Annotated in this window: 26 protein-coding genes and 1 pseudogene; 5 read left to right on the top strand and 22 right to left on the bottom strand. The window is 39.8% G+C overall.

The features are described from left to right. The 13 genes and pseudogenes from A3I9_RS0103625 to mnmA all read right to left on the bottom strand — a co-directional run. Positions 1-812, bottom strand: a pseudogene (locus A3I9_RS0103625) (primase C-terminal domain-containing protein); the annotation flags it as partial. A gap of 168 nt (positions 813-980) precedes the next feature. Beyond that, positions 981-1,496 (bottom strand): hypothetical protein, encoded by a 516-nt coding sequence (locus A3I9_RS0103615; RefSeq protein WP_018377717.1) that lies wholly within the window; start codon positions 1,494-1,496, stop codon positions 981-983. A 110-nt stretch (positions 1,497-1,606) separates the two neighbouring features. Beyond that, complete coding sequence (locus A3I9_RS0103610) at positions 1,607-2,335, bottom strand: ABC transporter ATP-binding protein (protein ID WP_018377716.1); 729 nt, start codon at positions 2,333-2,335, stop codon at positions 1,607-1,609. Further along, complete coding sequence (locus A3I9_RS0103605; protein ID WP_018377715.1) at positions 2,336-3,328, bottom strand: ABC transporter substrate-binding protein; 993 nt, start codon at positions 3,326-3,328, stop codon at positions 2,336-2,338. A 13-nt stretch (positions 3,329-3,341) separates the two neighbouring features. Next, positions 3,342-4,073, bottom strand: coding sequence for an ABC transporter permease (locus tag A3I9_RS0103600; protein ID WP_083903922.1), 732 nt, complete (start codon positions 4,071-4,073; stop codon positions 3,342-3,344). A 4-nt stretch (positions 4,074-4,077) separates the two neighbouring features. Then, on the bottom strand, positions 4,078-4,356 hold the full coding sequence (locus tag A3I9_RS0103595) for a thiamine-binding protein (RefSeq protein WP_018377713.1): 279 nt from the start codon (positions 4,354-4,356) through the stop codon (positions 4,078-4,080). Positions 4,357-4,979: 623 nt separating this feature from the next. Continuing rightward, a complete protein-coding gene (locus tag A3I9_RS0103590; protein ID WP_018377712.1) occupies positions 4,980-5,231 on the bottom strand; it encodes a Veg family protein in 252 nt (83 codons plus the stop codon). 3 nt (positions 5,232-5,234) lie between these two features. Beyond that, positions 5,235-6,587 carry a replicative DNA helicase gene (gene dnaB, locus A3I9_RS0103585; RefSeq protein ID WP_018377711.1) on the bottom strand — a complete coding sequence of 451 codons (1,353 nt, stop codon included), beginning with the start codon at positions 6,585-6,587 and terminating at the stop codon, positions 5,235-5,237. Positions 6,588-6,617: 30 nt separating this feature from the next. Continuing rightward, on the bottom strand, positions 6,618-7,070 hold the full coding sequence (gene rplI / locus A3I9_RS0103580; protein ID WP_018377710.1) for a 50S ribosomal protein L9: 453 nt from the start codon (positions 7,068-7,070) through the stop codon (positions 6,618-6,620). Positions 7,071-7,079: 9 nt separating this feature from the next. Then, positions 7,080-9,038, bottom strand: coding sequence for a GGDEF domain-containing protein (locus A3I9_RS0103575; protein WP_018377709.1), 1,959 nt, complete (start codon positions 9,036-9,038; stop codon positions 7,080-7,082). Positions 9,039-9,124: 86 nt separating this feature from the next. Beyond that, on the bottom strand, positions 9,125-11,038 hold the full coding sequence (gene mnmG, locus A3I9_RS0103570) for a tRNA uridine-5-carboxymethylaminomethyl(34) synthesis enzyme MnmG (RefSeq protein ID WP_018377708.1): 1,914 nt from the start codon (positions 11,036-11,038) through the stop codon (positions 9,125-9,127). Positions 11,039-11,041: 3 nt separating this feature from the next. Beyond that, complete coding sequence (locus A3I9_RS0103565) at positions 11,042-11,500, bottom strand: NUDIX hydrolase (RefSeq protein ID WP_018377707.1); 459 nt, start codon at positions 11,498-11,500, stop codon at positions 11,042-11,044. A 144-nt stretch (positions 11,501-11,644) separates the two neighbouring features. Next, on the bottom strand, positions 11,645-12,769 hold the full coding sequence (gene mnmA, locus A3I9_RS0103560) for a tRNA 2-thiouridine(34) synthase MnmA (RefSeq protein WP_018377706.1): 1,125 nt from the start codon (positions 12,767-12,769) through the stop codon (positions 11,645-11,647). Positions 12,770-13,006: 237 nt separating this feature from the next. Between mnmA and sdaAB the strand changes: the two genes are divergently transcribed. The 5 genes from sdaAB to A3I9_RS0103535 all read left to right on the top strand — a co-directional run bounded on the left by sdaAB (position 13,007) and on the right by A3I9_RS0103535 (position 18,294). Then, entirely contained in the window at positions 13,007-13,678 is a 672-nt protein-coding gene (sdaAB, locus tag A3I9_RS0103555; protein WP_018377705.1) for an L-serine ammonia-lyase, iron-sulfur-dependent subunit beta, read from the top strand. Positions 13,679-13,689: 11 nt separating this feature from the next. Continuing rightward, positions 13,690-14,568: an L-serine ammonia-lyase, iron-sulfur-dependent, subunit alpha gene (gene sdaAA, locus A3I9_RS0103550; RefSeq protein ID WP_018377704.1), complete on the top strand. Its 879-nt coding sequence runs from the start codon at positions 13,690-13,692 to the stop codon at positions 14,566-14,568. Continuing rightward, positions 14,565-15,137 carry a histidine phosphatase family protein gene (locus tag A3I9_RS0103545; protein WP_018377703.1) on the top strand — a complete coding sequence of 191 codons (573 nt, stop codon included), beginning with the start codon at positions 14,565-14,567 and terminating at the stop codon, positions 15,135-15,137. Before sdaAA ends, A3I9_RS0103545 begins: the two co-directional genes overlap by 4 nt. A 126-nt stretch (positions 15,138-15,263) precedes the next feature. After that, entirely contained in the window at positions 15,264-15,866 is a 603-nt protein-coding gene (locus tag A3I9_RS0103540) for an NADPH-dependent FMN reductase (protein ID WP_018377702.1), read from the top strand. A 16-nt stretch (positions 15,867-15,882) separates the two neighbouring features. Next, entirely contained in the window at positions 15,883-18,294 is a 2,412-nt protein-coding gene (locus A3I9_RS0103535) for a flavocytochrome c (protein WP_018377701.1), read from the top strand. On the opposite strand, the gene A3I9_RS0103530 is transcribed toward A3I9_RS0103535, so the two are convergent. From A3I9_RS0103530 to yfmF, 9 genes are all read right to left on the bottom strand, one after another. Then, positions 18,245-18,775 carry an Ig-like domain-containing protein gene (locus A3I9_RS0103530; protein ID WP_018377700.1) on the bottom strand — a complete coding sequence of 177 codons (531 nt, stop codon included), beginning with the start codon at positions 18,773-18,775 and terminating at the stop codon, positions 18,245-18,247. The two genes, A3I9_RS0103535 and A3I9_RS0103530, sit on opposite strands and share 50 nt — an antisense overlap. A gap of 217 nt (positions 18,776-18,992) precedes the next feature. Next, the gene (apf, locus tag A3I9_RS0103525; RefSeq protein ID WP_018377699.1) at positions 18,993-19,598 is read right to left on the bottom strand and encodes an aggregation-promoting factor; all 606 of its coding nucleotides are present in this window, start codon (positions 19,596-19,598) and stop codon (positions 18,993-18,995) included. 134 nt (positions 19,599-19,732) lie between these two features. Next, positions 19,733-20,539 (bottom strand): energy-coupling factor transporter transmembrane component T family protein, encoded by an 807-nt coding sequence (locus A3I9_RS0103520; protein ID WP_018377698.1) that lies wholly within the window; start codon positions 20,537-20,539, stop codon positions 19,733-19,735. Next, on the bottom strand, positions 20,532-21,374 hold the full coding sequence (locus A3I9_RS0103515) for an energy-coupling factor transporter ATPase (RefSeq protein WP_018377697.1): 843 nt from the start codon (positions 21,372-21,374) through the stop codon (positions 20,532-20,534). Before A3I9_RS0103515 ends, A3I9_RS0103520 begins: the two co-directional genes overlap by 8 nt. Further along, positions 21,350-22,189 (bottom strand): energy-coupling factor ABC transporter ATP-binding protein, encoded by an 840-nt coding sequence (locus A3I9_RS0103510; protein WP_018377696.1) that lies wholly within the window; start codon positions 22,187-22,189, stop codon positions 21,350-21,352. The genes A3I9_RS0103515 and A3I9_RS0103510 overlap by 25 nt, the downstream gene beginning before the upstream one ends. Beyond that, positions 22,190-22,729, bottom strand: coding sequence for a CDP-diacylglycerol--glycerol-3-phosphate 3-phosphatidyltransferase (gene pgsA, locus A3I9_RS0103505; RefSeq protein ID WP_018377695.1), 540 nt, complete (start codon positions 22,727-22,729; stop codon positions 22,190-22,192). Between the two features lie 9 nt (positions 22,730-22,738). After that, on the bottom strand, positions 22,739-23,575 hold the full coding sequence (gene rodZ, locus A3I9_RS0103500) for a cytoskeleton protein RodZ (protein WP_026217311.1): 837 nt from the start codon (positions 23,573-23,575) through the stop codon (positions 22,739-22,741). A gap of 77 nt (positions 23,576-23,652) precedes the next feature. Further along, positions 23,653-24,948, bottom strand: coding sequence for an EF-P 5-aminopentanol modification-associated protein YfmH (gene yfmH, locus A3I9_RS0103495; RefSeq protein WP_018377693.1), 1,296 nt, complete (start codon positions 24,946-24,948; stop codon positions 23,653-23,655). Further along, positions 24,948-26,198 carry an EF-P 5-aminopentanol modification-associated protein YfmF gene (gene yfmF, locus A3I9_RS0103490; protein WP_018377692.1) on the bottom strand — a complete coding sequence of 417 codons (1,251 nt, stop codon included), beginning with the start codon at positions 26,196-26,198 and terminating at the stop codon, positions 24,948-24,950. Before yfmF ends, yfmH begins: the two co-directional genes overlap by 1 nt. Between the last annotated feature and the right edge of the window lie 62 nt (positions 26,199-26,260).

Genomic DNA, 26,260 nt, shown 5'->3' with positions numbered 1-26,260 from the left:
TTTCTGCCCATCAATGCCTTAGAACCCTTGATGTTTGCTTCTCTCAGCAGTAATCGATACCAGGGTTCATCGATTTGTTTGATCCCTTCTGTTCCGGAAATAACCGTTAAATTTGGTCTCTTACTTGGAAATGGTAACTCGGACTGTTTCATCGACCAGTCCAACCACTCCTGGAAGGAATACGTATATTCCGCATGGAAAAACTCGACGTTATCTGTCCGTGGCATTCGTGCAATCCCAAAGTGATTGCAGGTCATGTCTACTGGCAGATGTTGGCCGAAATAATTTCTCAAATTTTGGGAAATCGCCTTGGCCACCTTTACCACTCTAAATTGTGAATGAGTGGTCACGTAGGCTGGTTCTTCCAGGACAAAATAAGCCTGGTAGCCTCTCTCTGATTTCAGGATAAGCGTTGGCATAAATCCCAAATCAATGGCCGTTGTCAGAATATCTCCAGAGGTGATCTCATCAGCTGAAGAGGTCATATCAAAGTCAATGTAAAAGGTGCTAATCTGTCTTAGATTCTCTTCCGTATGGCCACGTGTAATCTGGCGTTTCTCGTCACTGTAGGTACCAAACCGATAAGCGTTGGGTGTCCAGTGAGTAAAACGATCCTGGTTCTCCATAATAGCTTCCATCGATGTTAGAACAAGACCACGTGCCTTAATCATATTGGCTTTAGAACGATAGGCGAAGATGGCTCCTCGATTCCCTTCTTCAGTTGAAGGTACCGGTTTGAGATGACTATTTCTGAATTTATAGTTTCTTAAACCCTCTTTTAAAATCAAGCGGTAAACATTATTTAAGTTCATCTGTTTCCTTACTATCCAACTAAAAACAAAAAGAATTTTATTAACAATATCAATAAGCTGAATAAGATTAATGTTAATAATAAAGGCATTCCATAAATGGTAAAACGCTTCTTATGGATTGGTTCTTCCATAAAGATTCTTTCATCTTGTGAATTAATACGGTTAACATCAAAATTCATCATTACAATTCTCCTCGATATTTGCCAGAGCGAAGCTATTGGGTAGTAACCTCTTAGGGTAAGGATTCCCTTTCTTCAGATTGCTTTTTAGATAAAAGCACGGTTTAACTGTTTGAACGTAGTCACTTCTTTTCCGCCCTCGTATCAGCTGTTTATAAGATAATGGAAGCCGCTTTTCAATCTCTTTGAATTTAAAACCTAAAGTCAAGTAGGTTGTGACAATTTTATGAACATATTCCTTGTATTCCTGGTTTCTAACTCTATGACGAATACTCTCATCCTCTAGCGTTATACTTTTCTGATACTGGATATATAATCCCCTCATCTGTTCAATCTTATTCTGCCAGTTAGGATTATAAGGTTGACCAGAGTATTTATTGATCAACTGATGAACAGGTTCTTTGAACTTCATCTGAACAAAATCAAATTCTCCTAAATCAGTCAGAGGATCGATAAAACCCAATGGATCACTTTCCAATAGTTTTTGATAAGCAAATTGATCCATTTCAAACCCTCCCTACAGTTTTAGGCAAACAAAAAAAGAGAGAACAGCAAATCTGTTCTCCCTCATAGGGATATATTTGATTAAATCTAAAAACTCTTACCACTTACTTCTTATTTCTTCAATCCTAATAGACCGAGAATCTCTTGTTTGTAATGAAGCTTTGCCATTTCAGGGTCTGCCACCTCTTTCCAATCCATGCTCAATTCTGCCACAATCTGTCCGGGTTTATGATTGAGAACATAGATACGGTCACTCAATTCCACCGCCTCATCAATGCTATGCGTAATTAAAAGAGTAGTTAACTTCAACTGCTTATGAATCCCTAAATACCAATCATGCAAGGTCATTTTAGTGATTTCATCCAAGGCACTAAATGCCTCATCCAAAAGAAAGATATCCTGTCCAAAAAGATAGGTTCGCAATAAGGCTATCCGCTGTCGCATTCCGCCACTTAGCTCATGGGGATAGGCATCACGCACATTGGACAGCCCAAATTCTTCCAAAAGGCCATCTGCCTGTTGGATAGCTTCTTTTTTCTTCACCCCACGCAAAATAAGTGGAAGAATAACATTTCCCAAAATGGTCTTGTGTTCCAGCAGCAAATCTTTTTGGAGCATGTAACTGACCTTGCCTCTGGGATTTTCCACCCCATCCACAAGAACCCTTCCCTCACGAACAGGCAAAATCCCCGCAATCAGATTAAAGAGGGTCGTTTTTCCCACGCCGCTAGGCCCTACAATGGAGACAAGCTCTCCCTCATTGACATAAAGAGTGATATTTTCTAGTGTTGCCACTTCGTCATAGGCAAAACGTACATTTTGCAATTCAATTTTTTTCATTTAATCTAAATAATCGTTTGAAAATCCTTGGTCTTTCAAATCACTTTCTAAGATTCCTTGTTCCTGTGCCCAAGCATAAAAGGCATTCCAACGGTCTGCATCAAACTCTCCCCATTTATCAGGGTTAGAAGCGTACTGACTGGACAAATATTTTTGAGAAGCCACGACAAACTCCTTTTGATTTTTCAATTCAGGAGCATGTTTGATGAGAATATCCGCACTTTCTTCTGGGTTCTCAATCGCAAATTGATACCCTTTCTTAATAGCTTTTAAGACCTTTTTCGCTTCATCAGGATTCTCTTTCAGATAGTCATTATTAGCAATAATGACAGGTGAATAGTAGTCAAATTCTTCCGCAAAATCCGTCAAGTAGAAGAAATTCGTCTTCATCCCTTCCTTTTCTGCCATGATACCATCCCAACCGTGGTAAATCCAAGCAGCATCAAACATTTTATTAGCAATCGGCGTGATAGAATTGGCATCGGTGTTTGGAACCTTTTCGACCTTTTCAAAATCACCGCCTTCTGCCTTGACCAAGGTTTCTAGCATTCCGAGTTCAATCGGGTCATTCCAAGTTCCATATTTTTTCCCCACCAAATCTTTAGGAGATTGGATATTGGCATCTGCATCTGAAATAATGCCAGAAGTATTATGCTCTACAACGGCCGCAACCGCTGTAATTCCTGCACCTTTTTCTAATTTCTTTGCCATTGAATCTTGGAAATAAATCGCAAAAGGTGCCTTGCCGTTAATGACCAAATCAGACGAACTATCCTCTGATGGTAATTTGATATCGACTTTCACCCCTTCGTCTTCAAAATAACCTTTTTCCAGCGCCACATAAAGACCTGTGTGATTGGTATTCGGTGTCCAATCAAGGATAAAATCAATCGTTTTTTCTTTCTTGGCATCTGTTGCAGTGCTCGCACAAGCTCCCAAGGTAAAAAGTGAGGCCGCCATCAAAGCAAGACCAGTTAATGTTACATTCTTCATTGTTTATTCCTTTTTATTTTGTTGTTGGTTTCCACTTAATGACCCATTTTTCACTCATTTGGACCAGTTTCATCGCAAGAAGACTAATGACTGAGATCCAGATGATAATAGCAAACATGGTGTCATATTGGAACAGCTTTTTGGACTGAATCATATAAACTCCTAGCCCCTCAAAACCACCTAGCCATTCCGAAACGACAGTAGTAATAAAAGCATAGGAAACACTGACCCGTAATCCAGCATAGAAATAAGGCAGAGCATTTGGTATCTTAAAATGCCACAAGACCTGCCAAGGTTTGGCCCCCATCAACTGAAAGAGCCTGAGCGTGTCCGCATCACATTGTCGAAATCCATCTAAGATATTAACAATAATAGGAAAGGTCGTGGTCAATATAATCAGAACAATTTTAGGTAAAATTCCATATCCCAACCATAATACTAAAATAGGAGCTAGTGCAATAGTAGGAATGGTCTGGATAATCACCAAAATCGGATAGAGCATCTCATTAACCCAACCAAATCGGTCCATGACAAGGGCCAACACACAAGCAATCACAACCCCTAGCGAAAGCCCCATTAAGGCCGTCTGCAAGGTAAAAAGACTATGTTGCCATAAGAGTTCTCGGTCACGTACAAAAGCCTGAACAATTTCAAGGGGAGTTGGTAATATGTACTTAGGTAAGAGTTTGAGAAATCCTGCGAGTTGCCAGATGACAAGTAACAGGACTATCCCCAAGCTACTCATCTGTTTACGAATGATATTTTTCAATTTTCTCCTCAATAGACAAAATCTGTCCGTAGTTTATTTTCACATTAGCAAAGATATTCTCAGCTTCACTGCCAGCCAGCTCAATCGCAGTCTTCAAGATAGGAAAGAGTTCCTCCCACTCTCCCTCAAGAACCGTTTCAAATGGTGTGACCACCTGCTTAACTGGCTGTTCCTGCAAATACGCAATGACTTTGTCAATCACAGCGATTCTGTCACTACTTGACAAGGGCAAAATCTGTAAGGCAATACTGGCTTTCATCTCATTTCTCCTTTCTTTGTTCATCAAAAAAGCACTTCTCCATATGGAAAAGTGCATAACAATAGTGTCATTCTTTATCGTTCCCTACGCTAGCATTACCTAGATCAGGTGCGGTCGAAGCTTACACTTCCTCTCAGACTGTACACAGACTCCCATATATTCACATCATAACGAAAAGGCTTGCAAAAGTCAAGTTAAACCTCTTTTCATGCATACAGCGATTTCTTCCCCCAAGGTCAATCATGAAGTGCCTAAAATATTCTTTGTTTACTCTCTAAATAAGTCCTCGGACTTAGCTAACTCTGATATACTTTAAGAGCTAGGCTCAAACAACCCACCGGATTGAACTCGCTTTTGAATTTTTAGACTTCTGGTCAACTCTTATTTTTTTCATTTTTAGGCAAGAGGCTTTGACAGTCTTCTGAATAACTTGCTCTTTCCCATTTTTAAGAACTGGTCTGAAACAGTCTCCTAGACTGTTTCAATCCCACTGACTTCATACTCTCTTTCTATTGCCTTTCACAGTTCCCCAAACTGTAGAAGCATAAAAAACAGTCCACCGGACTGAATACTCGCTTTCTCATTTCCAAACTCGTGAAAAAACAGTCCACCGGACTGTTTTTTTAATCTAGATAATGAATCAAAATCTTTTCTGTCAAAATATCTGAATAGGTATAAGACTCCACAAAGGTATTATTTGGATCCTCGAATTCCACAATAAAGAGAGATTGGTAAACTTCAATAATCCGGCCTTGTTTATTCTTCTCACGTTTTCGTCCATTTTCAAGGGTTAATTCAACTACTTTTCCCTCATGTTCCTTGATTGCTGCCTTAATATCCTTCATTTTCGCAACATCTGTAAATGCATCACTCATTGTTTAATTTTCCTCTCTCTTTGAAATACTTGAAAACTTATTGTACTCTTTCTGGAACATCAATTCCACAGACCCGCGCGCACCCGAACGGTTCTTCTCGATAATGACTTCCACTGTATTATTAGGGATACCTCCTTCTTCTTCACCATCATGGTAATAGTCATCCCGGTGGAGGAAGGCTACGATATCCGCATCCTGTTCAATAGACCCTGACTCCCGCAAGTCAGATAGCATCGGACGCTTGTCCTGACGTTGCTCAATTGAACGGGATAGCTGACTCAAGGCAATCACAGGAACTTTCAATTCTTTTGCCAAAACCTTTAACTGTCGTGAAATCTCAGAAACTTCTTGCTGGCGACTTTCACGACCATTTCCAGTAATCAATTGCAAATAGTCAATCAAAATCAAACCAAGATTTCCGGTTTCTTGTGCTAATTTTCGAGCCCGTGACCGAATTTCAGTGATTCGGATACCTGGCGTATCATCAATATAAATACTTGCTCGCGCCAAATTCGCCTGTGCAATCATCAACTTTTGCCATTCATCATCAGATAACTGACCAGTACGAATAGAGCGTGAATTGATCACTCCTTCAGAGGCCAACATCCGGTCTACTAAACTCTCCGCACCCATTTCTAGTGAGAAGATTGCGACTGTCTTACCGAGCTTTGTCCCAATATTTTGCGCAATATTTAAGGCAAAAGCAGTCTTACCAACCGCAGGACGAGCTGCTAAAATAATCAACTCTTCCTCATGAAAACCAGTTGTCATCGTATCCAAAGCTGGGTAGCCAGAGGCAATCCCAGTAATAGCAGACGTCTGTTGTGAACGAATTTCAAGGTTTTCAAAGTTCAGGTTAAGGACATCATCGATCTTTTTAAATCCAGAACGACTTGCTCCTTCACTAACATCAATTAAAGCCTTCTCAGCATTGGCAATAATGGTATCTGAATCATCTGCTCCATCATATGCTTGGTTGACAGACTCTGTCAACCGATCAATCAGCTTACGCAGATTGGATTTTTCAGCAACAATCTTCGCATAGTACTCTGCATTAGCCGACGTCGGAACAGAGTTAATGACCTCCGCCAAGTAACCGAGACCACCAATATTCTCGAGGTCTCCATGGCTATCCAAGTAGTTTCGCATGGTCGTTGCATCAATGGCTTCATTACGCTCTGACAAAGCGACCATAGCACTAAAAATTAGGCGATGTGCATACTTGAAAAAGTCCTCTGCCTCAATATATTCACGAACAAAGACAAGCTTGCTCTCATCAATGAAAATTGCACCTAGAACAGACTGCTCTGCCAAAATATCCTGTGGCTGCATCCGCAATTCACCTAATTCTGCCATCAACTCACCTCCCTGCTTAGATTGGCTTTTTTACATATCTTTAATTCGTAAATTGATTATACCTGTTACATCTTGATAGAGTTTTACTGGTACATCTACTAAACCAACGGCACGAATTGGATGCTCCAACTGAATGTGACGCTTATCGACCTTAATTCCAAACTGCTTGTCCAATTCTTCAGCAATTTTCTTGCTCGTAATTGAGCCAAAAGTCCGTCCATCTGGTCCAACTTTTTCTACAAATTCAACAAGAGTCGCTTCATCTGCTAATTTTGCTTTAATACTTTCAGCCTCTGCCACCATTTCAGCATGTGCTTTTTCTTTCGATTTTTGTTGACCGCGAAGCTCACTAATGGCTTGATTAGTCGCTTCTTTTGCCAATTTTTTCTTAATTAAGAAATTCTGAGCATACCCAGTTGGCACTTCTTTAATTTCCCCTTTTTTCCCTTGTCCCTTAACATCTGCTAAAAAAATAACTTTCATTTTTGTCTCCTATCCTTCTACTTCTTCTTGGATTTTTTCCAAAAGGCGATTTCTCACTTCTTGGATAGATTGATTAGGAACCTGTGCAGCAGCTAGATTAAAATGTCCGCCTCCGCCCATATTCTCCATAATTCGTTGTACATTCACCTGACTACGACTACGTGCAGAAATCGCCACATAGCCGCCGATATTTCTCGTCACTACAAAGACTGCTTCAATTCCAGCCATATCAAGCATTGCATCTGCGGCTTTACTTGGAATAATATTGTCATAAGAATTGAGATCATCTCCGCAAACAAGAATGATATTTTCTCGTACCCGAACACCACGTAAAATCAACTCATTGATTTGACGATATTCTTCAAAATCTGTTGCCATAAATTTATGAATCTCTAAGCTATCACTGCCACGCGTCCGTAAATAACTCGCAACATCAAATGTCCGACTTGTCACACGTGCTGTGAAATTCTTGGTATCCAACATAATTCCAGCCATTAATAGACTAGATTGCAATCGATTCAATTTATGGAATTTATCATTCTGAAACTGAATCAACTCTGTCACCAATTCACTGGCTGAACTTGCTCCACTCTCAATGTAAGTCAAAATAGAATTACTTGGAAAATCCGTATCTCGACGATGATGATCCACAACAACTACCTGACTAAATAGCTCATAGAGCTCTTTTGATAAGGTCAATCCAATCTTTGAATGGTCGACCATAATCAACAACGATTGGTCTGTCACGCGTTTCTTAGCTTCCTCAATTGTCATGAGATTCGAGCAATTCTCTTCTTTCAGCTTACGAATTGCCCGATCAATATCTGGAGCCAATTCATTTTCATTGTAAACAGTATAGGCATTGTTCATCACATTTTGAGCAAAATACTGCATCCCAACAGCTGATCCAAGTGCATCCATATCCATGTTTCGATGACCAACCACAAAAACAGCATCCACCGTTTTTAACTTATCAGAAACAGCTGTCATCATCGCTCTCGTACGAGTTCGTGTACGTCTCACAGCCGAGGCTGAGCCTCCACCAAAAAAGATTGGCTGCTTGCTTTCGTCATTTTCCTTGATAACCACTTGGTCTCCGCCTCGTACTTCAGCCATATTTAGATTCTGAAGGGCAACTTCCCCAATTTGTAAATGGTTATCATTGCCATAGGCAAGTCCCATGCTAAGAGTTAATGGCAGATCAAGATTTTTAGCTTCCTCACGAAACTTGTTGACAACAGAAAATTTCTCTTCAATCAACTTCTCCAAAATGGCATAATCTGTAAATAAGTAGAAACGATCCATCGTCCCACGACGATAATAAATCCCGTTTTCATGAGCAAATTCTGACACAAACTGAGCTAGGAAAGTATTCACCTGACTAATCTGTGAATCCGACAAACTGTCCTCCAACTCATCATAATTGTCCACAGAAATAATTCCAATAGTCGGTCGACTACCAATTAAATTAGACGTTGCAATATACTCTGTTGAAGCATCAAAAAAGTAAAACAATCCTTGGTTGTAGTCCACATGCACCGCATAACGTTTACCAGAAAAATTAGCATAATTCCGGTCTTCATCCAAGGCAACATCAACAATCTCGCGAAGCTTCTTTTGGTCAAACTCACCATTTTCTTGTGCGAAAATCAATTCCGCGTAGGGATTAAACCATTCAACATGGTTGTCTTCCTTACGAATTTTAATAACCCCAACAGGCATCTGATCTAAAAGCTGCATCAACCCTGAATTTGCTTGATCATTCAAGTATTCGATTTGGTCAATTTCACTAATTTCATAGGATTTTTTCTGAAAAACAAATAAACTAACCAAAGCAAGTAGGGTTAAAAATAAACTAATATGCAACATCACACTGTTAGGATACAAACCATTTACAATTGCTACTAAGCCAAATAAAATGAGACCAATCATGACGAAATGAATGGTTGAAAATCGAAATTTTTTCATTATAAACCTCTGCCTGCCATTCTACCACAAAATAGGTAAAAAAGCTAGTTGGCACACGTTTCTAGCGAGAATAAAAGACAGCTTTATTAGCTGTCTTTTGCTTGTTTTTTAGAAATAGAGCGGCTACGCCCTTCAAGATAAACCATCAAAATAGAAATATCTGCTGGATTGACCCCTGAAATCCGACTAGCTTGTCCAATGGTTTCAGGATTGATTTTCTTGAATTTTTGACGAGCTTCCGTTGCAATAGAATCAATGTCATCCCAGTCAATATCAGCAGGAATCCGTTTTTCTTCCATCCGTTTCATTTTAGCAACTTGATCGAGAGCCTTTTCGATGTATCCCTCATATTTGATCTCGGTTTCCAAAAGTTCCACCACCTTGGCATCTAAATCCTCTGCCACAGGGCCAATAAACTGAGTAACTACCTCATGAGTAATATCAGGGCGACGCATGAATTCTTTAGCTGTCAAGGCATCTGTCAAGGGTTTAAACCCCAATTTAGCAACTTTTTCATTCGTTTCCTTTACAGGTTTCAATTTAATAGTTGACAACCTTGTCAACTCATTGTCAAATTGATGTTTCTTGATTTCAAACTGTTGCCAGCGTTCATCATCTACCAGGCCAACTTCCCGACCAAGCGGTGTCAAGCGCATATCTGCATTGTCATGCCGTAAGATGAGACGGTACTCTGCCCGACTTGTCAATAGGCGGTAAGGTTCCAAGGTCCCCTTGGTTACTAAGTCATCAATCATGACACCAATATAAGCATCGCTTCGCTTCAAGATCAATTCAGGTTTGCCTTGCACCTTGAGTGCTGCGTTAATTCCAGCGACAATTCCCTGACCGGCAGCTTCTTCATAACCGGATGTTCCATTGGTTTGACCTGCTGTAAAGAGCCCTGAAATCAATTTTGTTTCTAAAGTAGCCCTCAGTTGATGAGGAAGAACAATGTCGTACTCAATCGCATATCCTGTCCGCATCATCTCCGCATTTTCAAGTCCCTTGATAGAATGCACCAAGTCACGTTGCACATCTTCCGGTAGACTAGTCGACAGTCCTTGGATATAGACTTCATCTGTATCACGGCCTTCTGGCTCTAAGAATAATTGATGCCGTTCCTTATCTGCAAAACGGACAATTTTGTCTTCAATAGATGGACAATAACGTGGACCTACCCCTTTCACAATACCTGAAAACATAGGTGCTCGGTGCAGATTGCTATTGATAATATCGTGGCTAGTCTGATTGGTATAAGTTAGCCAGCATGGGATTTGGTCTTGCAAGTAATCTTCATCTTTGGATAAGAATGAAAAATGATTTGGTTTTTCATCACCAGGTTGGATTTCTGTCACTTCATAATTGATAGAAGAAGCCTTGACACGGGGTGGCGTTCCAGTCTTGAAACGTCCAATTTCAAGCCCCAATTTCTTCAAATTATCAGCTAAAGTCACAGAGGCCAAACTATTATTTGGACCAGAAGAGTATTTGAGTTCTCCTAAGATAATCTCTCCACGCAAAGCGGTCCCCGTTGTAACAACAACCGCAGACGCTCCATATGTTTGACCTGTCGCCGTCACAACACCGATGACCTTGCCTTCTTCCACTAAGATATCATCAATCATGGTTTGACGAAGGGTCAAGTTTTCCTGGCGCTCTACTGTCTTTTTCATCTCACGCGAGTAAAGAGCCTTATCTGCTTGCGCCCGAAGAGCACGTACCGCAGGGCCTTTTCCTGTATTGAGCATCTTCATTTGGATGTAGGTTTTGTCAATATTTTTGGCCATTTCTCCACCAAGAGCATCAATCTCTCGAACAACGATTCCCTTAGCCGAACCCCCAATGGATGGATTACAAGGCATAAAGGCCAACATATCCAAATTGATGGTTGCAAGAAGCGTCTTACAACCCATCCGAGCTGCAGCGAGACCAGCCTCGACCCCTGCATGGCCTGCACCGATAACGATGACATCATAGGTTTCCACAAAATTCTCTGTCATTTTCTATAGTTCTCCGTCTTTATTGATAATATGTTGTAACTGACCATTCCAGTTTTGGAGGGCCGTTTTGAGAAATGGAGGCTGAACGTCTATCTTTTCTAACTCAGTGAAAGGCACCCATTCACAGGTACGCCGACCACCCCACTCTTCCATATAGGGATTTGGTTCTTCCAGAGGTTCAACCAAGTAGTGAAATTCTATCTGATGAAAGGCTCTTTCATCAATTGTGAAGTGATTTTCCACCACAAACGCTAACTCTTGAATAGCAACAGTGATGCCAATTTCTTCCTTGACTTCACGTTTGACTGCCTCTTCTGTTGTTTCACCAAACAAAATGGCGCCGCCAATCGAGTAATAGGTCCCTAAGGGTGACTTAGCTAGATAAATATGATTATCTCGCACTATCAAAGCTGTCGCTCGTACACCAAAACTACCCTGTTCATTCATCGTTCTGAAATCCATTTTCTCACCCCCTAAACACAAAAATAGCCAAAACTCTCGAAAACTGTACGCCAAAAAAGCATACAATTCCCATGAGCTTTGACCATCATGAATATTGTTAAGATTATTTTATCAAATTAACATTAAATGTCAATAGAATGGAGTTTAAATATACTGACAAGCCACTCCATCTTTATAAGCCATATCAATCATACCGCCACCTAGACATTCGTCTCCATCATAGAAAACAACTGCTTGACCTGGTGTAATGGCACGTTGGGGTTCATCAAAGATTACTTCGGCTTTATCACCAGTTACCTTTACAGTAACTTTACTATCTGGTTGACGGTATCGGAACTTCGCAGTACATTCAAAGTCTAATTCTTCTGGTGTTTCACGTGTAAAGTGTACTTGACTAGCCTGTAAAGAAGTTGACATGAGGGATTCATGATAGAATCCTTGTCCTACATAGAGGATATTTTGCGACAATTCCTTCCCTACTACAAACCAAGGAGCATTATCTCCTCCTTGTTGACCACCAATACCTAGTCCGCCACGTTGACCAATCGTATAATACATGAGTCCAGCATGCTCACCCATATCTCGACCATCAACAGTCATCATGCGACCTGGTTGCGCTGGTAGGTACTGGCTAAGAAATTCTTTGAAATTCTTTTCCCCAATGAAACAGATTCCTGTAGAATCTTTTTTCCTAGCCGTTGCTAGTCCTGCACGCTCTGCGATTTCACGAACTTCAGACTTTTGTAAATGTCCCAAGGGGAACATGGTTTTTTGCAGTTGTTCTTGTGATAGCTGGCTGAGAAAATAGGTCTGATCTTTCCCATTATCCACACCACGTAACATTCGTACTGTACCATCTTCATCACGCGCCACCTGTGCATAATGCCCAGTCGCTACATAATCCGCTCCCAAAGTCATAGCATAATCCAAGAAAGCCTTAAACTTGATTTCCTTATTACACATGACATCTGGATTTGGTGTACGACCAGCCCGGTATTCTGCCAAGAAATACTCAAATACGCGATCCCAGTATTCTTTTTCAAAGTTAACAGAATAGTAGGGAATCCCAATCTGATCCGCTACAGCTGCCACATCTTTGTAATCTTCTGTTGCCGTACAGAAGCCATTTTCATCTGTGTCATCCCAGTTTTTCATGAAAATGCCAATCACATCATAGCCCTGCTCTTTTAATAAAAGAGCCGTAACCGATGAATCGACACCTCCACTCATACCAACAACAACACGAGTTTTAGAGTTATCTACACTCATAATTTTCTCCCATCTTTTCGTAGAAATAACGATTTGAAGGTCGTATTTCAAAATTTGAATTTCAAAAAACGATTTGAAGGTCGATTTTGAAGGCGTACTTTGACGCACGTGCTATTATATCAAGATTTTATCAGAATTCCAACTAGATAAGAGTAAAGTTTTCATTTTTTATCCCCTAGTTTCCTACTTCGCTTTTTGTTATAATGAAAGCAAGAATTTCTATTATCGAGGAAAGTTATGACAAATCTAAAATTTCAGTCTGTATTTGATATTATTGGTCCTGTTATGATTGGTCCTTCTTCCAGTCATACAGCCGGAGCAGTACGAATTGGAAAAATCGTTGCCTCCATTTTTGGAGAAGACCCATCCGAAGTTGAATTTCAACTCTTTCACTCCTTCGCTAAGACTTACCGTGGACACGGAACAGATGTTGCCCTAGTTGCTGGTATTTTAGGTATGGATACCGATGATGCACGCATCCCAGATGCACTGGATATTGCTCGTGAGAAAGGGATTAAAGTTTATTGGAAAATCAATAAAGAAAGCAATACCCCTCACCCAAATACCACTCGCATCATTATTAAAAATGAGCACAAAACGATTTCCGCGACTGGTGTTTCTATCGGGGGAGGCAATATTCAAGTCACCGAACTGAATGGTTTTGCTGTTAATCTTAATATGAATACCCCTACCCTCATTATCGTCCACCAAGACATTCCAGGCATGATTGCCAAAGTCACTGATATCCTGTCAGAACACGGCATCAATATTGCTCAGATGAATGTTACGCGTGAAAAAGCAGGTGAAAAAGCGATTATGATTATTGAAGTTGATTCTCGTCAATGTGAAGAAGCTGTCCTACAGATCGAAAAAATCCCTCATCTGCATAATGTTAATTTCTTCAACTAGAAAGGATGCTCATGTTTTATTCTATAGAAGACCTACTTCAACAAGCACAAGAGCGATTTGAAGGCAATATTGCTGAATTAATGATTACGACTGAAATTGAAATGACAGGTCGAACACGTGACGAAATATTGACACTCATGTCAAGAAACTTGACAGTTATGCAAGACTCTATTTCAAATGGCCTTAGCGAGAGTAAATCTCTCTCTGGTTTGACAGGAGGCGACGCTGCAAAACTCGATCGCTATTTAAAGTCTGGCAACACCTTATCTGATACTAGTATCCTGACTGCTGCTAGAAATGCCATCGCTGTCAACGAATCAAATGCGAAAATGGGCTTGGTTTGTGCAACCCCTACCGCCGGGTCTGCTGGTTGTCTACCTGCTGTTTTAGGTGTCGCTACTGAAAAACTAGGATTAGATCATGAACAACAGCTAGAATTCCTATTTACTGCCGGTGCCTTTGGCTTAGTCATTGCCAATAACGCCTCTATATCTGGTGCAGAAGGAGGATGTCAAGCAGAGGTCGGATCAGCCGCAGCCATGTCAGCTGCAGCGCTGACAGTTGCAGCAGGAGGAAATGCCTTCCAAGCTAGCCAAGCAGTTTGCTTCGTCATCAAAAATATGTTGGGACTCATCTGCGATCCAGTTGCAGGACTAGTTGAAGTGCCGTGTGTCAAGCGAAATGCTATGGGAGCAAGTTATGCTTTGGTCGCTGCAGACATGGCTTTAGCTGGTATTGTATCTAAAATTCCAGCAGATGAAGTGATTCATGCAATGTACCAAGTTGGTTCAAGTTTACCAACGGCCTTTCGTGAAACAGCAGAAGGTGGCTTAGCAGCAACACCAACTGGAAGACGTCTAGCAAAAAAAATCTTTGGAGAAGATGCATGACCTTGACCACTATCTACTTCATTCGACATGCAGAACCTAACTCCCATAATCATGATGACTTCTTGCGTGAATTAACTGATAAAGGTTTACAGGATAGTAAAGAACTTGTCAACCTCTTTTCAGAAATCCTCATCGATGCTGTTTATTCCAGCCCCTATAAAAGGGCTGTTGATACTATTACCCCTCTTGCCCTATCTAAACAAAAATCCATTCATCTCGAAAATGATTTTCGAGAAAGAAAAATTACAGATAAATGGATTGAAGATTTTACTAGTTTCACTGCAAAACAATGGGCTGATTTTTCCTACCGATTAGAAGGTGGAGAATCTCTTTCCCAAGTCCAAAACAGAAATATCCAAGCTCTCGAGAAGGTTTTACAGGAACATAAAGGACACACTGTAGTCATCGGAACTCATGGCACAGCCCTTTCTACTATTATTCAATATTATCAGCCAACATTTGGACTTTCTGATTTTCAAAGAGTAAAACATTTATTTCCTTGGATTGTCTGCTTACAATTTAAAGGTTTATCATTTCAGTCGCTTTCTGAAATCCCTCTAAAACCTTAGATACTCTCTAAGGTTTTTTCTCTTCTTTAAAATATGTAAAAATTGACAAAAAATTATGAAAAGGCTTGCATTCCAGGCTTAATTGGTGTATAGTGAAGGCAAAAGAGATTGAGAGGTATTTCACAAATGAAATTAGTAGCTATTGTTGGAACAAACTCTGAACGTTCAACCAACCGAAAACTCCTTCGATTTATCGCAAAACACTTTGCGAATAAGGCAGAGATTGAGCTCTTAGAAATCAAAGACCTCCCTGCTTTTGATGAACCAGAAAATCGAGTAGCACCAGAAAAAGTAGAGGATTTTAGCCAAAAAATTCTAGCAGCTGACGGAGTCATCATCGCAACACCTGAATATGACCATACGATTCCTGCTCCTCTTTCCAGCGTGTTGGAATGGATTGCCTACACCAATCGAGCTCTCATTAACAAACCAACCATGATTGTTGGGGCTTCCCTAGGCTCACTCGGTACTTCACGTGCCCAAGCTCACCTACGGCAAATCTTAGATGCTCCTGAATTAAAGGCTCGTGTCATGCCGGGAACAGAATTTCTTTTAGGACACTCCGAACAAGTTCTAGATGACAATGGCAATCTAAATCATCCAGAAAAAGTAGCGGAATTAGAAGAGCATTTCGCAGAATTTCAAGCCTTTGTTAGTTTGACGAATCAGTTGGTCCAGCAGTCTGACACAGACCGAAAAAAGAGCTTCAAATGGGAAAATGGAAAATAAGAAAGGAGAATAAAAGATGAAATTAATCGCTATTGTTGGGACCAATGCCAAAAAATCCTACAATCGTAAGTTGCTACAGTTTATGAAAAAACACTTTGCTCAAAAAGCAGAGATTGAAGTGATGGAGATCGCTGATGTACCGATGTTTAATGAAACAGATGATCAAACACATACAACTGTCATACAAGCCTTCAATACAAAGATTTCAGAGGCAGATGGGGTTATTATTGCAACACCCGAACACAATCACTCCATCCCTTCTAGCTTAAATAGTTTACTCGAGTGGCTATCCTTTAACATTCATCCGCTAGATGGTAAACCTGTCATGATTGTAGGGGCTTCTTATGATGTACAAGGTTCCTCACGCGCCCAGCTCCACCTTCGTCAAGTGCTTGATGCACCCGGTGTAAATGCTATCGTCATGCCAGGTAGTGAGTTCTTATTAGGACGCGCTCATCAAGCCTTTGATGACAACGGAGACTTAAAACACGAAGGGACTGTTGATTTCCTAGACAGTTGCTTCTTCCGATTCCTGCGTTTTGTCAGCGTTGCAAATCAATTAAATCTCCCAGAGGAAGTGAAATTTGAACCAGGAACCTACCAAGTAACCACCGAAGGTCACAATGGTAAACTACCAATGGAGGTGACTCTATCTGAAGAACGTATTGAAAAGATTGACATCGACTCTTCTGGCGAATCTTCTGGTATTGCTGACATCGTCTTTACCCGTGTCCCCGCAGAAATTATTGAAGGACAAACTCTTAATGTGGACGCTGTATCAGGTGCTTCTGTCACCTCAAATGGTGTACTAGATGGTGTTGCCCGTGCGATTAAATTAGCCGGTGGCAATCCAGATGTCCTTCGCAAACGTCCAAAAGCCCCATCAGCCCTTGATACCGAAGACAAAGTTTATGAGACAGATGTTGTCGTTGTCGGTGGTGGTGGTGCAGGACTCTCTGCAGCAGCTACTGTTCTTCAAGCAGGAAAACAAGTCATCCTCGTTGAAAAATTCCCTGCTCTTGGTGGGGATACTGTCCGTGCAGGTGGACCTATCAATGCACCTTGGCCCGAATGGCAAAATAGTTTTGCAGCAAATCCTGGTGAAGCACACAATTTGCAAGAATTACACGACATTGACGAAACTACCATTGACCCTGAATTCTTAGAAGATTTCCGTGCCTTAAAAGTGGAGTTAGAAGAGTATCTAAAAAATCCAAACTATCTCTTTGACTCTACACTCCTCTATCGTATTCAGACCTATATCGGAGGCAAACGAAAAGATCTACAAGGTCGCGAAATTCATGGCAACTATGACTTGATTAAGATCTTAACCGAACGCGCTCTTGAATCTGTCAAATGGTTAGAAGAAGTTGGAGTTGAATTCGACCGCGAAGAAGTGACTATGCCAGTAGGGGCCCTCTGGCGCCGTGGACACAAACCAAAAGTACCAATGGGCTATGCCTTTATCTCCGTTCTTGATAAATACGTCCGCGAACAAGGAGGGACTATTCTAACAGACACTCCTGTTAAAGAACTAATCGTAGAAGATGGAACTGTCCGTGGTGTTATCGGAAAAGGTCGTAATGGACAAACGATTACCATCAAAGCAAAAGCTGTCATTCTAGCTTCTGGTGGTTTCGGAGCAAATACTAAAATGTTGCAACAATACAATACCTACTGGACAGAGATTGATGACGATATCAAAACCTCTAACTCACCAGCCATTACAGGGGACGGAATTGTCCTTGGACAAAGTCTTGGAGCTGATTTAGTTGGTATGGGGTTCAGCCAAATGATGCCCGTTTCTGACCCACAGACAGGAGCTCTCTTTTCAGGTCTACAAGTACCACCAGCCAACTTTATCATGGTCAACCAGGAGGGCAAACGGTTCGTTGATGAATATGGCAGTCGCGATAAACTATCACAAGCAGCAATTGACAATGGCGGCCTCTTCTATCTGATTGCTGATGATAATATTAAGAAAACAGCCTACAATACAAGCGATGAAAAAATTGAAGCACAGGTTGTAGCAGGAACTCTCTATCGTGCTGATACCTTAGAAGAATTAGCAGAAAAAATTGGTGTGAATGCAGATACTTTTGTAATGACTATTCAACGATACAATCAATACGTAGATGCAGGTTTTGACCCAGAATTTAATAAAGGAGGATTTGATTTGAAATGTGAAAAAGCTCCATTTTACGCAACGCCTCGGAAGCCTGCAGTTCACCATACCATGGGTGGTCTAAAAATCGATACCACTACCCATGTCATCCATACCAACGGCCAACCAATTGCTGGCTTATATGCTGCTGGAGAAGTCGCAGGAGGCCTTCATGCAGGTAACCGTCTAGGAGGAAATTCCCTCACTGATATCTTTACCTTTGGTCGCATTGCTGGTCAAACAGCAGTTGAAGAATGGTGTTAACCTCATTGTCATATATATTCAGAAAACTAACAGGAATAAATCTGTTAGTTTTTTTTTTACACAAAAATACCCCTAATCTTAATTCAGGGTATGGTATTCTTACAATAAGATCTGTATAAGTAATTTTAATTTGCGATCCAGAAATCACTTCACCATTTGCAACAAGATTTCCATCAGTATCTCTTAATTCAAATGTTTTTGTACCTACAAACTGAATCACTTTAGGTATTGTAACAACTGTTGTGTCCCCTTTTTTGACATCACTATTTGTTAAATCAAAGTCAGCATTAATTCTAAACTGTTGCCATTGATCAATCTCAGGTGGGGTTAATTCCTTTCCATTTCGGTCAGTAATATACATTTTAACAATTGTATTATTATGTTCATCGGCACTTACAGTATCCGTTTTTGTAAAGTATGTTCCGAATACGAAAACAATTGACAATAAAAGAAATCCGATTATATTTTTAATTTTATCCATATCATTCTCCTTTTTATAGAATAACAAAAAGCATATTTTTATTATCATTTTTATATTACTATATTAATAAAGGATTCGTCAACTATTTTTTATGTTGTAAAATATCATCTATTACGTACAATCACTTTTTTGCACTATTAAAAAAAGAAATTTTTAACTTTCAACTCATTTTCTCTTTTCTCAATTCAAAAAAAAAGAAGTCCTTCAGGACTTCTACTTAATACCAACCGTTTGCATTGTGGAATGCTAAAGCAGCAGTCCATGAACCATAGCGGCTAGCTACATAAGCGTCAGCTACACGTTCTTGATTTTCAGGAGAAAGATCTCCATTTAAATAAGTTATTGTCAACTGATAGCGACCATAGAATTGACCATTTTGAGCAGTGTAGGAACCACCCGACTCACGTCTAGCAATTTCTTCTTTGGCAGCTGCTTCTGTTACACTGGCATCCGATGAGCTTGTAACACTCGTCGTAGGAGTAGTCGGCTCTACTATCACAGGTGTTGCAGGAGTCACTGAATTTGTCGGCTCAGTAACCTCAACTGAAGTAGGCTCCTCGACCATTACCTCTTCTGCCATATTTTGGTTTTTTGTCATTTCTTTGCTGACTTCTAGCACCTGCCCTATCATGATAAGGTGTCTATTCTTAATCTGATTTAATTGAACCAAATCATCGACAGTGGTGTTAAATTTTAGCGCAATTTCTGATAGGGTATCTCCCGAAGCTACTGTGTACGTTTCTGCATTTACAATACTTGTTCCCAAAAAAGCAACAACCAGCAGTAAAGCTGCTAATACTTTTTTACCATTTGTGAATTTCATATAATATTTCCTTTCATATCACTAAGAACTATCATACTCCCTTTCTGTTACTGATAGTTTGTGAAATGATGACAAATATTACAATTAGGTTGAAATTAAACAAAAAAAGTACCGTTTCCGATACTTCCTTTATTCTATTTAGATACATTTGTTTTTAAAAAATAAAGGGCAAGTCCAAGACTAAACATAATGACGATTGCTAGGGTATCTGCCCATTTCCATTGCAACACACGGTATTTTGTTCGTCCATCTCCTCCTTGATAGCCACGAGCTTCCATTGCTGTTGCAAGGGCATCTGCCCGCTTGAAACTCGATGCAAATAAAGGAATTAAAATGGGAATGACAGAGCGAACCTTCTGAACAATATTTCCTTCATTAAAATCTACTCCACGAGCCCGTTGAGCGTTCATAATGCGCGTAGTATCATCCATCAGGGTTGGTACAAAACGTAAACTCATTGACAGCATCAGCCCGATTTCATGAACTGGTACCTTGAACCGCGCCAAAGGTGATAAGCCAGATTCCACACCATCTGCTAAACTCAATGGGGTCGTCGTCAAGGTTAGCAAGGTAGAAAAGAAGATAATTAAGACGAATCGAACGAAAATAATACCAGCCTGTTTTACTCCCTCCATAGTAATGGTAATAAACCACACACGAAACAATTCCGTATTTCCTGGAATAAAGAAGAGTTGAAAAAGTGTTGTAAAGAGGATAATCCCAATCATTGGCTTTAAGCCTTTGATAAAGAAACTCAATTTAATCTCTGATAAAAATACAAGTATCAGTACAAAGATAAAAAGAATCAGGTTAGTAACTAGATTATTAGCCCAAAAAATGATGAGCAAAAATAAGATCATTGCCAGTAATTTACTTCTTGGATCCAAACGATGGATGATAGAGTTTCCGGGTATGTAGCGACCTAAAATGAGCTTATCCATGGTCAACCACCTCCATAAATTCTTCTATCGTTACAGGAAGTTTACCAAATACAAAGCCACGCCGTTCTAAGTTAGCTGCAAATTTTGTAATCTTTGGGACTCCTAGTTGTATACTTTCCATAAAATCAACCTGTTGAAAAACTTCTGAAGGTTGACCAGCTTTCACAACTTTCCCTTTTTCTAGAACATAGACAAAATCAGCAAAATTAGCCACATCATCCATTAAATGTGTCACTAATACAATACTCATCCCCGATTGATGAAGCTCTTTAAATATTGCCATCAATTCCTTCCGACCTGCTGGATCGAGCCCTGCAGTTGGTTCGTCTAGAACTAGCACACTTGGTTCCATTGCCAAAATACCAGCAATCGCGACCCGTCGCATTTGACCACCAGAAAGTTCAAATGGACTGCGTTCAAACAATTCTTCATCGATTCCTACTAGTAGCAATTTTTCACGTGCCAGTTGTTCCGCTTCTTCTTTCGATATTCCAAAATTCTGTGGCCCAAAAGCCACATCCTTCAAGACTGTTTCTTCAAAGACCTGACTTTCAGGAAATTGAAAAACAAGTCCTACTTTCTTCCGCACCTGCTTGATATCTTTATTAATAGACGTTGACGTGATTAACATATCATCAATCAGCACCGTACCAGAAGTTGGGACATTCAAGCCATTTAGTAATTGTAAAATAGTTGATTTTCCAGAACCTGTGTGTCCAATCAAAGCAGTGTATGACCCATCTACAATCTCCAAATCCACACCAAAAAGAGCACGACCTTCAAAAGGTGTGTTCGCTTGGTAGGTGTAACTTACTTGTTGGAGAGTAATTCCCATAATGTCTCTTCTAATTCCTCTTCTGTATAATAACGAAGTGGTAAATCCACTCCTTTTTCACGCAATTGACTAACAAGTATGGTGGTAAACGGGTGATCTAAATCCAAGTCCTGTAAGTCAGGCCGTATAAATAATTCTTCCGGACGACTAATCGACTCTACTTGACCTTCTTTTAAGACAATCACTCGATCACTTAGGGCCACTTCATCCAAATCATGCGTAATCGAAATCACCGTCATATTGTAACGGTCTTTAATCTCTTTCACTGTCCGAATCAGTTCTAAACGTCCCTCAGGATCCAGCATACTAGTTGCCTCATCTAAGATGATAATATTAGGTCTGAGCGCCACAACGCCTGCAATCGCCACACGTTGCTTCTGTCCACCAGATAATCGAGCAGGCTCACGTTTTTTAAAATCAGACATACCGACTAATTTCAAAGCTTGTTCGACACGTTCTCGCATTTCTTCTAGTGGAATCCCCTGATTTTCTAATCCAAAAGCCACATCGTCTTCGACTGTTGCGCCAACAAATTGATTATCAGGATTTTGAAACACCATTCCAATCTGACGACGTTTTTCCCAAACGTTCTCTACTGTTAATTGATCACCAGTAATAAAAATATCACCAGATTCAGCTTCCAGTAAACCATCAATCAACCGAACAGTTGTTGATTTTCCAGACCCATTGTGACCAATGATGGATAACCATTCACCTTGTTTCACGTGAAACGAAACACCATTCAATGTGTAGTGATTATCGTTCGCGTCATATTTGTATCTTAAATTGTTTACTTCAATAATATTTTCTGTCATTTATTTAAAGGTATCTTTGAACAAGAAAGAAGCACCCTTGAAATAATCATATCCTGAGTATAGGGTGAAGAAAAGTGCAATATAGAGCAGGATTTGCCCAATTAAAGTAAAGTGGCAGAGTAAGAAAATAATAGCAAACATCTGTGAGAATGTCTTAATTTTTCCAGGCATCGCGGCCGCAAGAACAGTGCCACCAGTTTCTACTAAAAGTAAGCGAAGACCTGTTACAGCGAGCTCACGACAAACAATAACCGCTACAACCCAAGCTGGAGCCATCTTCAATTCAACCAGCATTATAAAAGCTGTCATGACTAGAATTTTATCAGCCATTGGATCTGCAAATTTACCAAAATTACTGACAACTTTCCATTTACGAGCCAAATAACCGTCAAGATAATCCGTGATACTTGCCACTGCAAAAATCACTGCCGCAAGAATATGAATTGCCTTTGTATTCCACATAGTGAGTAATAAAATAAACACTGGGATTACAAGAATACGACCGACTGTTAAGGCATTGGGGATATTTTCTTTTTTCATGATGTTCCTCTATTCAAATGTAAAGGTAATATAACCAGTCTGACTAGTTAATGGTGACGTGTCCAGTTCCTTGCCTGCAACTGTAACAGCAACACCTTTTACCACTCCAAGTGTCAAAGTGGATGATGTAACACCTTCAGGAATCGTTACGGTTACCTTGTTATTCTCCGGTGATAACGTTGCACCGCCTGCGATGTCTGTATCTGTCAAGCTAATCCAACTCGTCACATCTGTTACTGAGAATACAATTTCTATTGGATCAGCTGCCCCAGAAACTGTTACAGCTAAGTTTTCTCCACCACCAGTAACCGCTAATGCAGTGGCTGGTTCTTCTACACTGCTAGGTGTCGTTGTCGAACTCACTGTTGTTTCTGGAGTTGTAGATGATTCAGTGGAACTTTTCACTACACTATACGAAGACGATGGAGTAGGAATAGCTTGATTTTGGATGCGCTCAGCTACAATATAGGTGACAAAAACCAAAATGAGAATAGCTGCTAACAACAGATAAATCAATGGTAAATAGGACTTCTTTTGTTTTTTTCCTTTTCCAGCTCGACGAGAATCAAGTTCAAAGTCTGGCTCTTCTCCAACCTCATAATAGACGACCAAACGGTTCGTATCATATGCGTCTAATAGGACAGCAGCATCCAGTTCTAAAACTTCTGCATAACGTTGCAAAAAAGAACGTGTGTAGGTCTTATCTGGAATTGCTTCAAAATCATTGTATTCAAGTGCCTGAAGATACTTTGTCTGCACACCAATCATTCGTTGAACTTCTGATAAGTTCCAACCACGATTCTCACGCGCATCTCGCAAAACCTCTCCTATACTTTTTTGCCTCATAATGCCTCTCTCACATTCTTAATATTCAATACAATATTGTAACAAATTTCCAAGGAAATTTCGATGATTAATCCCTATTATTTTGGAAAAATCGTAAAATCAGTCATATCACAGTTTCCAATAAATCGTCGCCCTATCTCTATAATCTCTTCTAGCTCAATATCATCAAGTAAATCAGGTATATCAAACAAACAGCCTGAATCAAAAATAGAGGCAGTAAAATTACTTGCAAGGTTTTCTAAGGAATTTAACCCCCTTAAAAAATCACCATATGCCTCTCTTTTAACCAGTGCTAAGTGCTCCTCATTCACATCTGGATCAGATTCGAATTGTCGAATAGCTTTCCGTAATACGCTAGACAAGGCAATTGGTTCTGATGTATCCACTGTCAATACCCAAAAATGTGCCTGTTCACTCACACCGAGATGAAAAGATAGCGAAGCATCAATTTTACCTTGTTGATACAAATTTTGATAGCGTTTAGAGGTCCATCCACATAACATCGAAAATAATAAAGATAAAGAGAGACGGTACCGGAATAAATCCTCTTTTGCAATCGCATCCTTTCCTCGTATACCAATAGCTAATTTAGGACTAGCGACTTCTAAAGTTATTGTTCGATGTTCCAAGACAGGTTGGAGACTCATCGGAACTGCTTCTAGTAGTGAATTCTCATTTTGCCAATCAGAATAAATAGTTTGAATCTCTTGCCACATCTGTGTGATATCCACATCACCAACTACAAATAACACCATATTTTGAGGATGATAAAACAAACGAAACTGCTCATGCAATACATCTGGTGAAATCTCTTGAATAGAGAATCGACTACCAGCTATATCGTTTGCCAATGGTGTAGAAGGATATAAGCTAGCTAATATTTCTGCATAAAGGCGAGAGTCAGGATCGTCATAATACATATCAATTTCTTGACCAATAATTTCACGTTCGCGCTCAACAGACTCCTCTGAGACTGTCAATTCCTTAACTAAATCCCTTAACAAAATTAACCCTGTGCTGATGTTTTCTGTTGTTGAAAACAAATAGGTCGTTTGATACAGACCAGTATAGGCATTCGCGTAAGCTCCCATTTTTGAAAATTCTTGTAGAAAATCGGTCCCATTTTTTCCTTCGAACAGCTTATGTTCTAAAAAATGAGCAACACCAGCTGGATATGTGGATAGTTCTGAACTATTATTCAACTTTAAATGAGTGTGTGCAGCACCAAAATGTACCGAAAGAGTCACATATGTTTCGTGAAAATCTTTTCTGTTCTGTAAATATACTGTCAATCCATTTGTCAATTTACCTGTAAAAAGAGGAGATTCTAAATAGAAATAGTTGCTTTCTGTTAACCCATTGCTGTGTTTCATCAATCTACTCCTTCCATAAAATAAACTGCTTGCAACTTAATCCTTTGAGCTACCTTTATGACATCTTCCTTTCGAATAGCGTCAATCCCTTTTACCCAATTTTCAAAGTCTAGTTGTTGATCTTTATAAATCATTTGACGGTATTCTTGTTCAACCAAGGTAACAACTTTATCTTGAGTAATCGTTGCTGATTGAACCAACATCTGCTTTGTTAACTCTAACTCCTCATCTGTAAAACGACCAGTTTTCATATCTCGAATTTGCTTACGGATCAATCGCATTACCTTTACTCTATCCTGTTTATCAATGCCAGCATAGACACGTAAAAAACCAGAAGATGCATTCAAAGAACTACCAATTGTATAGGCGAGCCCCTCCTTTTCACGTACATTTAAAAATAATTTTGAGTGAGAGTCACTACCCAGTAAATTATTAAAAACCAATAAAGCAAAGTAGTTTACAGAGTTGTAAACCAATTGTAAATGATACGCTAATTCAAGGATTGACTGTCTGGAGACATTCTTCTCGATTTTTTCACGTGTGATGTTCGAAAAATCCTGCTGATAATCAAATTGAAGTTTCGGTCGTCGATAGGAAAATTCCCAAGCCAACATACAGTCTCTAACCATTGACTCATCCACTTTTCCCACAATAAAAATATCAATTTTATCTTTCTTTAACATATTTTGAAAAGCTTGAAAAGTTGATGCTGGAGTTTCTCTTTCAACTAATTCCAGTGTCCCTACTCTTGGGACTTTTAGATCTTCATCCTCAAAAAAAAGACGATTCAGTTCTATATCAGCATGGTAAAACTTATCCTCTACTTCTGCTTCTAGATAGGAGAGTAAATTTTTCTTTTCAATATCGAATAGTTGCTGCTCAAACATCTGATTTGTAGCTAAGGGGTGAAACAAAACAGACTGGATAAAGTACAACACTTGCTTTGTCAATGAAATATCATCCTTGACGTATTCATCACGAATATATTGAATCGTGATGTCAACCAAATGAGTCTTTCCTTGTCTTGATACACTTGTTGAAAATGTCATTCCGTAAAGATTTGCCAGCCTTTTACGAAAATCTTGAGAACTAGGATAGTCTTGATTGGCCATTTCAATCATATTTGCGACTAAAACACGACCAGCGACCGTCTCTTTAGACATGGGTGCTGCAAAGCGTATCTTGATGTAATTTGTTGTAAATTTATCTGTCGGAATAAAATGTAAATTTACTCCTTCTTGCAACTGCATAGCATACCTCGCTCAAACATTATAACCTTAATTATACCATTTTATGATATAATTATCCCTAA

This window comes from Streptococcus ovis DSM 16829 (assembly GCF_000380125.1).
Classification (GTDB): Bacteria; Bacillota; Bacilli; order Lactobacillales; family Streptococcaceae; genus Streptococcus; species Streptococcus ovis.
This window is presented reverse-complemented; position numbering and strand designations above follow the sequence as displayed.